This window comes from Kitasatospora sp. NPDC056327, from assembly GCF_042261735.1.
Lineage (GTDB): Bacteria > Actinomycetota > Actinomycetes > Streptomycetales > Streptomycetaceae > Kitasatospora.
Genome location: NZ_JBHJRC010000356.1, coordinates 1 through 7,902 on the forward strand (window position 1 = coordinate 1; position 7,902 = coordinate 7,902).

Here is a 7,902-nt window from a genome sequence, read left to right on the forward strand (position 1 = left end):
GCGGTGGACACAGTCCGCCGCCGCGCCGCCGCTGGTCACCGGCCCGCCGCCGGCCGGGGCCCGACGGCCCGTCAGGCCGTCAGCCCGCGGCCAGCTCGTCGGCGAGCGCGCGCAGCGCCAGCTCGTAGGAGCCGATCCCGAACCCGGCGATCGTGCCGGAGGCCACCGCGGAGATCACCGAGGTGTGCCGGAAGGTCTCCCGGGCGTGCGGGTTGGAGATGTGCACCTCGATCAGCGGCGCGGTCCGCTGGGAGGCGGCGTCCCGCATCGCGTACGAGTAGTGGGTGAACGCGCCCGGGTTGATCACCACCGGCACCCGGCCGTCGGCGGCCTCGTGCAGCCACTCGACCATCCGCTGCTCGGAGTTGGTCTCGTGGACCTCGACGTCGAGACCCAGCTCCCGGCCGAGCGCGGTGCAGCGCTCGACCAGCCCCGCGTACGAGGTCGAGCCGTAGACGTCGGGCTCCCGGCTGCCGAGCCGGCCGAGGTTGGGACCGTTGAGCACCATCACCCGGCTCACGAGGAGACCTCCGCGTAGGCGGCGACCAGCAGCGACGGGTCCGGGCCCTCCAGCACGGAGGTCCGGCCGAGGCCGTCCAGCACGATGAAGCGGATCAGGTCGCCGCGGGACTTCTTGTCGATCTTCATGGCGTCCAGCAGCTTGGGCCAGGCGTCGGCGCGGTAGCTCAGCGGGAGGCCCACCGAGGCGAGCACGGTGCGGTGCCGGTCGGCCGTCCCGTCGTCCAGCCGCCCGGCGAGGCGGCCGAGTTCGGCGGCGAACACCATGCCGATCGAGATCGCCGCGCCGTGCCGCCACTTGTAGCGCTCGTTGCGCTCGATGGCGTGGCCGAGGGTGTGGCCGTAGTTGAGGATCTCGCGCCGGCCGTCCTCCTTGAGGTCGCCGGAGACGACGTCGGCCTTGACCTGGATGGCCCGGCGGATCAGCTCCACGGTGTGCGGCCCGGACGGCGTCCTGGCGCCCTCCGGGTCGGCCTCGACGAGGTCGAGGATCTCCGGGTCGGCGATGAAGCCGCACTTGATCACCTCGGCGAGGCCGGAGACGTAGTCGTGCAGGGGCACGGTCTCCAGGGTCGCGAGGTCGGCCAGCACGCCCACCGGCGGGTGGAAGGCGCCGACCATGTTCTTGCCCTCGGCGATGTTGATGCCGGTCTTGCCGCCGACCGCCGCGTCGACCATGCCCAGCAGCGTGGTGGGCATCGAGATCCAGCGGACACCGCGCAGCCAGGTGGCGGCGACGAAGCCGGCGAGGTCGGTGGTGGCCCCGCCGCCGAGGCCGACGACCACGTCGGTGCGGGTGAACCCGGTCTGCCCGAGCACCGACCAGCAGTACGCGGCCACCTCGGCGCTCTTCGCCTCCTCGGCGTTGGGCACCTGGAGGGCGATCGCCTCGTAGCCCTCGCCGACCAGGTCCTCGCGGATCGCGTCGGCGGTGGCGGACAGCGCCTCCGGGTGGATGATCGCCACCCGGCGGGCCCGGGTCCCGATCAGCGGCGTCAGCTCGCCGAGCAGCTGGTGCCCGATCAGCACGTCGTACGGGTCGTGGCCGGCGTCGCCGCCGACGTGAATCCTGACGTTGTCACTCATGGGGGGTCTTCAGCTCCAGTGCTTCCAGTACGGCGTCCGCGACCTGCTCGGGGGTGCGGCCCGCGGTGTCGACGACGGCGGTGGCCACCTCCAGGTAGAGGGGGCGGCGGGCCTCCATCAGTTCGCGCCAGCGGGCCCGCGGGTTGACCGCCAGCAGCGGGCGGGGGGCGTCCAGGCCGACCCGCTTGACCGCGTCGGCGAGCGGCACCTCCAGGAACACCACCGGCAGGCCGCGCAGCAGCGTGCGGGTGTCGCCGGACATCACCGCGCCGCCGCCGAGCGCGAGCACCCCGCCGTGGGTCCCCGCGGCGCTGCGCACGGCCTCGGCCTCCAGGGCCCGGAAGTGCGGCTCGCCCTCGTCGACGAAGATGTCCGGGATCGGCTTGCCGGCCCGCTCCTCGATGTCCGCGTCGGTGTCCCGGAAACCGACGCCGAGGCGTTCGGCGACGGCCCGCCCGACGGTGGACTTGCCACTGCCGGGCGGACCGACCAGGACGACGACCGGGGTGGTCATGCCCGCACCCCGCCGCGGCCGCGGCGACAGCCGCTCATCGGACGACCAGGTGGTCGAGGTAGCTCCGCACGTTGCGCCGGGTCTCCTCGACGTGGTCGCCGCCGAACTTCTCGTTCACCGCGTCGGCCAGCACCAGGGCGACCATCGCCTCGGCGACGATCCCGGCGGCCGGCACCGCGCAGACGTCGGAGCGCTGGTGGTGGGCCTTGGCGGGCTCGCCGGTCCGCACGTCCACGGTGCGCAGCGCGCGCGGCACCGTCGCGATCGGCTTCATCGCGGCGCGCACCCGCAGCAGCTCACCGGTGGACAGGCCGCCCTCGGTGCCGCCGGAGCGGCCGGAGACGCGCCGGGCGCCGTCGGGGGTCGGCACGATCTCGTCGTGCGCCTGCGAGCCGGGGACCCGGGCGAGGTCGAAGCCGTCGCCGACCTCGACGCCCTTGATCGCCTGGATGCCCATCAGCGCGGCGGCCAGCCGGGCGTCGAGCCGGCGGTCCCAGTGGACGTGCGAGCCGAGGCCGACCGGCACGCCGTAGGCGAGCACCTCGACGACGCCGCCGAGGGTGTCGCCGTCCTTGTGGGCCTGGTCGATCTCGGCGACCATCGCCTTCGACGCGTCGGCGTCCAGGCAGCGCACCGGGTCGGCGTCCAGCTTCGCCTCGTCGGCGGGCAGCGGCAGCACCCCGGCCGGGGCCTTGGCGGCGGCCAGCTCCACGACGTGGCTGACGATCTCGATGCCGCAGGTCTCCTTGAGGTAGGAGCGGGCGACGGCGCCGAGCGCGACGCGGGCGGCGGTCTCCCGGGCACTGGCGCGCTCCAGGATCGGGCGGGCCTCGTCGATCGAGTACTTCTGCATGCCGGCCAGGTCCGCGTGGCCCGGGCGGGGGCGGGTCAGCGCCTCGTTGCGGCCGAGACCGGCCAGCACCTCGGGGTCGACCGGGTCGGCCGACATGACCTGCTCCCACTTCGGCCACTCGGTGTTGCCGACCATGACGGCCACCGGGCTGCCCATGGTGAGGCCGTGCCGGACGCCGCCGAGGAAGGTCACCTCGTCCTGCTCGAACTTCATCCGTGCGCCGCGACCGTAACCGAGCCGGCGGCGCGCCAGCGCGTCGGCCACCACCGCGGTGGTGACCGGTACACCGGCGGGCAGGCCCTCCAGCGTCGCGACGAGTGCGGGGCCGTGCGACTCCCCCGCCGTCAGCCAGCGCAACGTACCCAACGGAGCTCCTTCTTCAGCGGACGCGCGCGGCGCTGCCGCCGCCCGTCCGGGCGTGCCTTCTCCCCGAATCCTTTCATGCCGGACGGCGCCCCCGGCCGCGGAGTCCGGTCACCGGACAGCATCCGGCCGACCTTCGGACGGGAATGGCCGGTGGACGCGGTGTCGCCGCGCGCCCGGCGGCCGGGCCCGGCCGGGCTCAGCGCCCGGCGATCGCGGCCTCGCCGGCGGCCCGGATCGCCGCGAGCGGGCCGGGGGCGCGCCCGGTGAAGAACTCGTTCTGCAGCACCGCCTGGTGCACCAGCAGGTCGAGCCCGCCGAGCACGGTCGCCCCGCGCTCGGCGCAGGCGCCGGCCAGCCTGGTCGGCCACGGGTGGTACAGCACGTCGAAGAGCGCGCCCGGGGAGGCCGTGAGGTCCCCGGCGAAGCCGTCGGTCGCCCCGGCCGGGGTGGTGGCCACGGTGAGCGGGTGGGCCAGCGCCTCGGCGCCGCGCGCCCAGTCCGCGGTCCGCACGGTCACCCCGAGCCGCTCGCCGAGCTTCGCCATCTCCCGGGCCCGCCCGGGGCTGCGGACGTAGACGGTGACCTCGCGGGCGCCCATCCCGGCCAGCGCGGCCAGCGCGGAGGAGGCGGTGGCCCCGGCGCCGAGCACGGCGGCGCTGGGCACCTCGGTGATGCCGCGCTCGCGCAGCGCGTTGACCAGCCCCGGCACGTCGGTGTTGTGGCCGGACCTGCGCCCGTCGGCGGTGAACACCAGGGTGTTCACCGCGTCGACGCTCCGGGCGGTCGTGCTCACCTCGTCGAGCAGCGGGATGACCGCCCGCTTCAGCGGCATGGTGAGCGAGAAGCCCGCCCACGCGCCCCCGTCCGGCCCGGCCGCGTCCAGCCCGGCGAGGAACCCGGGCAGCCCGGCCTCGTCCACCTCGAAGCGGTCGTAGCGCCAGCCGTCCAGCCCGAGCGCCGCGAAGGCGGCCCGGTGCAGGACGGGCGAGAGCGAGTGGGCGATCGGCGAACCGAGGACGGCCGCCCGGTACGTGCTGGTCACGCTGGTGTTTCTCCCTGTGCGGCCCCGGGGCGGGCGGTCACTTGCTGGTGCAGTGGACGGCGGCCGCGTCGAACTTGGCGCCGATCGACTTGCAGTACTCCTCGGTGTTCTTCGCGTGCTCGCCGTCCGTCTCCGCGAACAGCGTCTCGCCGGACTTCATCGCGATGAAGTACAGCCACTTGCCGTCGGCCGGGTTCAGCGTCGCCTTGATCGCGTCCTCGCCGGGGTTGGAGATGGGCGTCGGCGGCAGGCCCGCGTTGTAGTACGTGTTGTACGGGTTGGACGCGTCGTTGATGTCCTTGCGGTCGAGCGTCTTGCGGCCCAGCGAGTACTGCAGCGTGGTGTCCATGCCGAGCTTGCCGTTGACCTTGCCCTTGTCGGCCAGCCGGTTCTGGATGGTCCGGGCCATCTTGGCGAAGTCCGTCGGGTTGTTGCCCTCGGCCTGCAGGATGCTCGCCTCGATGAGCACCTCGTAGCCGTTCTTGAGGCCGATCTTCGAGGCCTCGGCGTCCAGGCCCGAGTAGCGGTCCGTGGCGTTCTTGACCATCTGCCTGAGCAGGTCCTCGGGCTTCATGCCCTCGGTGATCGAGTAGCGGGTCGGCCAGAGGAAGCCCTCGATCTTGCCGTTGGCGTACGCCGGCAGGCCCAGGTTCGCGACCTGGCTGGTGGCGATGCCCGCGGTGGTGCCCTTGGGCAGCTTCAGCTTGTCGTCGATCTTGACGTAGGTCGCGGCGGCGGTCAGACCCTCCTGGACGATCAGCTTGTCGCCGCCGTTGGCCTCCACCAGGAACTGCACCGCGTCCGCGGCGGTCATCTCCGCCGGCATGCTGTAGGCGCCGTACTGGATGCTGATGCACTTGGGGTTCTTGTCGCAGGCCGCCGTGAAGGCGTCGACGCTCTTGACCACACCGGCGTTCTTCAGCGCGAGCCCCATCTGGCTGCCCACCGCGCCCGGCTTGATCTCCACCTTCACCGAGCCGGTGCCCGGGCCGGGGAAGTCCGGCGGCGGGCCGAAGTGGTCCTGGTAGAAGCCGTAGCCCCACCAGCCGGCGCCGCCCATCGCACCGAGCAGCACCAGTGCCACCACCAGGCAGGCGCCGCCGTTGCGCCGGCCCGACTTCTTACCCTTCTCCTTGCGCTTCTTCGTCGCCTCGCGGGACTGGTCCTCGTCCCCGAGGAAGCCCGCGCGGGTGCCGTCCCCGGCGTCGTCCTCGTGGTACTCGTCCTCGGTGTACTCGCCCTCGTGGCCGTCCCACTCGTCCTCGGCGTGCCGGTCGCCGGCCGGAGCGGCGCCGGCCTCCAGGGCGGCGGCCTCCGCCTCCCAGTCGATGCCGTCCGGCCCGGGGCCCGACGGCTGCTCGGCGGCCGGCTGCTTCCGCCGGCCCGGGGCGGGCTGCTGGGGCACGCCCTGCGCCGGGCCGCCCTGCACCGGACCGCCCTGGGGCACGCCCTGCTGGGGAAGCCCCTGCTGGGCTCCGGGCTGCTGCTGGGCACCCGGCTGCATCTGTTGCTGCTGCTGTTGTTGCTGCTGGGGATACCCCTGCCCGCCGCCGTACTGCTGCGAGCCGTCCTGCGGGAAGCCCTGCTGCGGATAGCCCTGCCCGCCGGCGCCCGGCTGCTGGGGATACCCCTGCTGCTCACCCCCGTACTGCTGCTGGGCGTGCTGGGGCTGGGCGTGCTGGGGCTGCTGCCACTGGCCGTCCTGCGGGAAGCCCTGCTGCGGATAGCCCTGCCCGTCGACGCCCTGCTGCTGGGGATACCCCTGCTGCGGATAGCCCTGCTGACCGCCGCCGTACTGCTGCTCCTGGTGCTGCTGGGGATGCTGCTGCCACTGCCCGTCCTGCTGGCCGGGGACCGGCTGCTGACCGCCGTACCCGGGATCGCCCGGGTGCCACGGCTCGGAGCCCTGGGGGCCGTAGCCCCGACCCACATCGGTCATTGATCCCCTTATACCGACGGAGACGACCGGAGGATCGGCCCGGTCGCCCGGGACGGCGTCCCGGCTGCTTGTCGAACCGGCGTGCTAGCGCAACACCTGGACGGAGACGTTACCGTACCGCAGTCGACCCCCCGGCCGGGCCGCCGACCACTCGGTACGGTGCCCCGGTCAGTGACCGGCGGCCCCCGAAGGAGCCGTCTGGGAAGCCCCCGCGGACGCCCCCGCGGACGCCGGCGGCGAGGCCGTACCGGACGCCGTCGCGCTCGCCGTCGCCCGGCCGGCGTTGAACTCCGCGACGTTCCGCTGCTGCACGTCGAAACTGTCGGTGAACCGGGTGTCGCCGGGCTTCACGGTGACGAAGTAGAGCCAGTCCCCCGGCGCCGGGTCCACCGCCGCCATGATCGCCTGCCGCCCCGGGTTGGAGATCGGGGTCGGCGGCAGCCCGGCGTGCTTGTAGGTGTTGTACGGGGAGTCGAGCCGGGTGTCCGTGACGCTGGTGGTGAGCGTGGAGCGCCCCAGCGCGTAGTTGATCGTGGAGTCCAGCTGGAGCGGCATGTTCCTGGCCAGCCGGTTGTAGATCACCCGCGCGACCTTGCCCATGTCCTCGACGTTGTCGGCCTCCGCCTGAACCATGCTCGCGATGGTCACCAGCCCGTACAGGGTCTGTCCGAAGTTGACCGCGACGACCTCCGCGTCGTCCCGGGCGAACTCCTTCCCGGCCCGCTCCACCATCTGCTTCAGCAGGTCGACGGCGGTGGTGTCCTCGGTGACGCTGTACGTCGCGGGGAACAGGTAGCCCTCCAGGTTCCCGGCGACGTTCTCCGGCAGGCCCAGCTCGGCGGCCTGCTCCTTCGCCGCCTGTTCGGTACTGCCCCCGGGGAGCCCGAGCTTCTTGTCGATCGCCGCGAAGATCTGGTTGCCCCGCCAGCCCTCCGGGATGGTCAGGCCGTTGGCGTTGGCCGGGTCGATCAGCACGGCGAGCGCCGCCGCCGCCGACATCCTCTGCCGCATGGTGTACGTGCCGGGCTGGATCCGCCCGGCCGCCGCCGCGCTCCCCCTGGCGGCCCGGGTGAACGCGAGCGAACTGGCCACCACCCCGTTGCGCACCAGCGCGGAGGCGATCTGGCTGAGGCCGGCGCCCTCCGGCACCGACACCTGGACCGACCCGGTGCCGCCGCCCGCGTAGTCGGCCGCGACCGGCGGCTTGCGCTGGCCCTGCACCCAGCCGTACCCGGCCAGCCCGATCCCGCCGAAGACGGCGATCAGCGACAGGGCGGTCAGCAGACAGGCGAGCCCGGTGCGCCGGCGGCGCGGGTCCGGCGCGTCGGGGCGCGGGGAGGGCGCGCCCGGCGGGCGGCCCTCCGGTTCGCTCACCGGCGCACCGAGGTGTCCGGGGCTCAGTCCGGGTGTGAGGTCCAGGTCGGTCACGGCGTCCCCTCGGCGGTCCGCGCGGCAGGGCGGCGCGGCGGCAACGGCGGAGGGGCCCCGGGGGGGGCGGGCGCCCCGGCCCCCCCCGGCAGTAAAAAAAAAAAAAACCCCCCAAAAAAAAAAAAAAAAAAGAAGAGAGGGAGGTAGTTTTTATA

8 protein-coding genes are annotated in these 7,902 nt (G+C 73.5%); 1 reads left to right on the forward strand and 7 read right to left on the reverse strand.

Annotated features, from left to right (window positions below; all coding sequences use genetic code 11):
- Positions 1-79: 79 nt before the first annotated feature.
- From aroQ to mltG (ACFCX4_RS32475), 6 genes are all read right to left on the reverse strand, one after another.
- The gene (aroQ, locus tag ACFCX4_RS32450) at positions 80-508 is read right to left on the reverse strand and encodes a type II 3-dehydroquinate dehydratase (RefSeq protein ID WP_376150397.1); all 429 of its coding nucleotides are present in this window, start codon (positions 506-508) and stop codon (positions 80-82) included.
- 8 nt (positions 509-516) lie between these two features.
- Positions 517-1,605 carry a 3-dehydroquinate synthase gene (aroB, locus tag ACFCX4_RS32455; RefSeq protein WP_376150383.1) on the reverse strand — a complete coding sequence of 363 codons (1,089 nt, stop codon included), beginning with the start codon at positions 1,603-1,605 and terminating at the stop codon, positions 517-519.
- Positions 1,598-2,119, reverse strand: coding sequence for a shikimate kinase (locus ACFCX4_RS32460; RefSeq protein WP_376150385.1), 522 nt, complete (start codon positions 2,117-2,119; stop codon positions 1,598-1,600). The genes aroB and ACFCX4_RS32460 overlap by 8 nt, the downstream gene beginning before the upstream one ends.
- A 34-nt stretch (positions 2,120-2,153) precedes the next feature.
- On the reverse strand, positions 2,154-3,338 hold the full coding sequence (aroC, locus tag ACFCX4_RS32465; RefSeq protein WP_376150387.1) for a chorismate synthase: 1,185 nt from the start codon (positions 3,336-3,338) through the stop codon (positions 2,154-2,156).
- Between the two features lie 196 nt (positions 3,339-3,534).
- On the reverse strand, positions 3,535-4,380 hold the full coding sequence (locus ACFCX4_RS32470) for a shikimate dehydrogenase (RefSeq protein ID WP_376150389.1): 846 nt from the start codon (positions 4,378-4,380) through the stop codon (positions 3,535-3,537).
- A 37-nt stretch (positions 4,381-4,417) separates the two neighbouring features.
- The gene (gene mltG / locus ACFCX4_RS32475) at positions 4,418-5,884 is read right to left on the reverse strand and encodes an endolytic transglycosylase MltG (protein WP_376150391.1); all 1,467 of its coding nucleotides are present in this window, start codon (positions 5,882-5,884) and stop codon (positions 4,418-4,420) included.
- A gap of 3 nt (positions 5,885-5,887) precedes the next feature.
- On the opposite strand from mltG (ACFCX4_RS32475), the gene ACFCX4_RS32480 reads away from it, so the two are divergent.
- Positions 5,888-6,322 (forward strand): hypothetical protein, encoded by a 435-nt coding sequence (locus tag ACFCX4_RS32480; RefSeq protein WP_376150393.1) that lies wholly within the window; start codon positions 5,888-5,890, stop codon positions 6,320-6,322.
- A gap of 165 nt (positions 6,323-6,487) precedes the next feature.
- On the opposite strand, the gene mltG (ACFCX4_RS32485) is transcribed toward ACFCX4_RS32480, so the two are convergent.
- A complete protein-coding gene (gene mltG, locus ACFCX4_RS32485; protein ID WP_376150395.1) occupies positions 6,488-7,747 on the reverse strand; it encodes an endolytic transglycosylase MltG in 1,260 nt (419 codons plus the stop codon).
- Positions 7,748-7,902: the final 155 nt, after the last annotated feature.

What these genes read in the sequence shown, in the direction of transcription:
- aroQ (WP_376150397.1), bottom strand. Translation starts at nt 508, where the DNA reads ATGGTGCTCAACGGTCCCAACCTCGGCCGGCTCGGCAGCCGGGAGCCC.
- aroB (WP_376150383.1), bottom strand. Translation starts at nt 1,605, where the DNA reads ATGAGTGACAACGTCAGGATTCACGTCGGCGGCGACGCCGGCCACGAC.
- ACFCX4_RS32460 (WP_376150385.1), bottom strand. Translation starts at nt 2,119, where the DNA reads ATGACCACCCCGGTCGTCGTCCTGGTCGGTCCGCCCGGCAGTGGCAAG.
- mltG (WP_376150391.1), bottom strand. Translation starts at nt 5,884, where the DNA reads ATGCAGCCGGGTGCCCAGCAGCAGCCCGGAGCCCAGCAGGGGCTTCCC.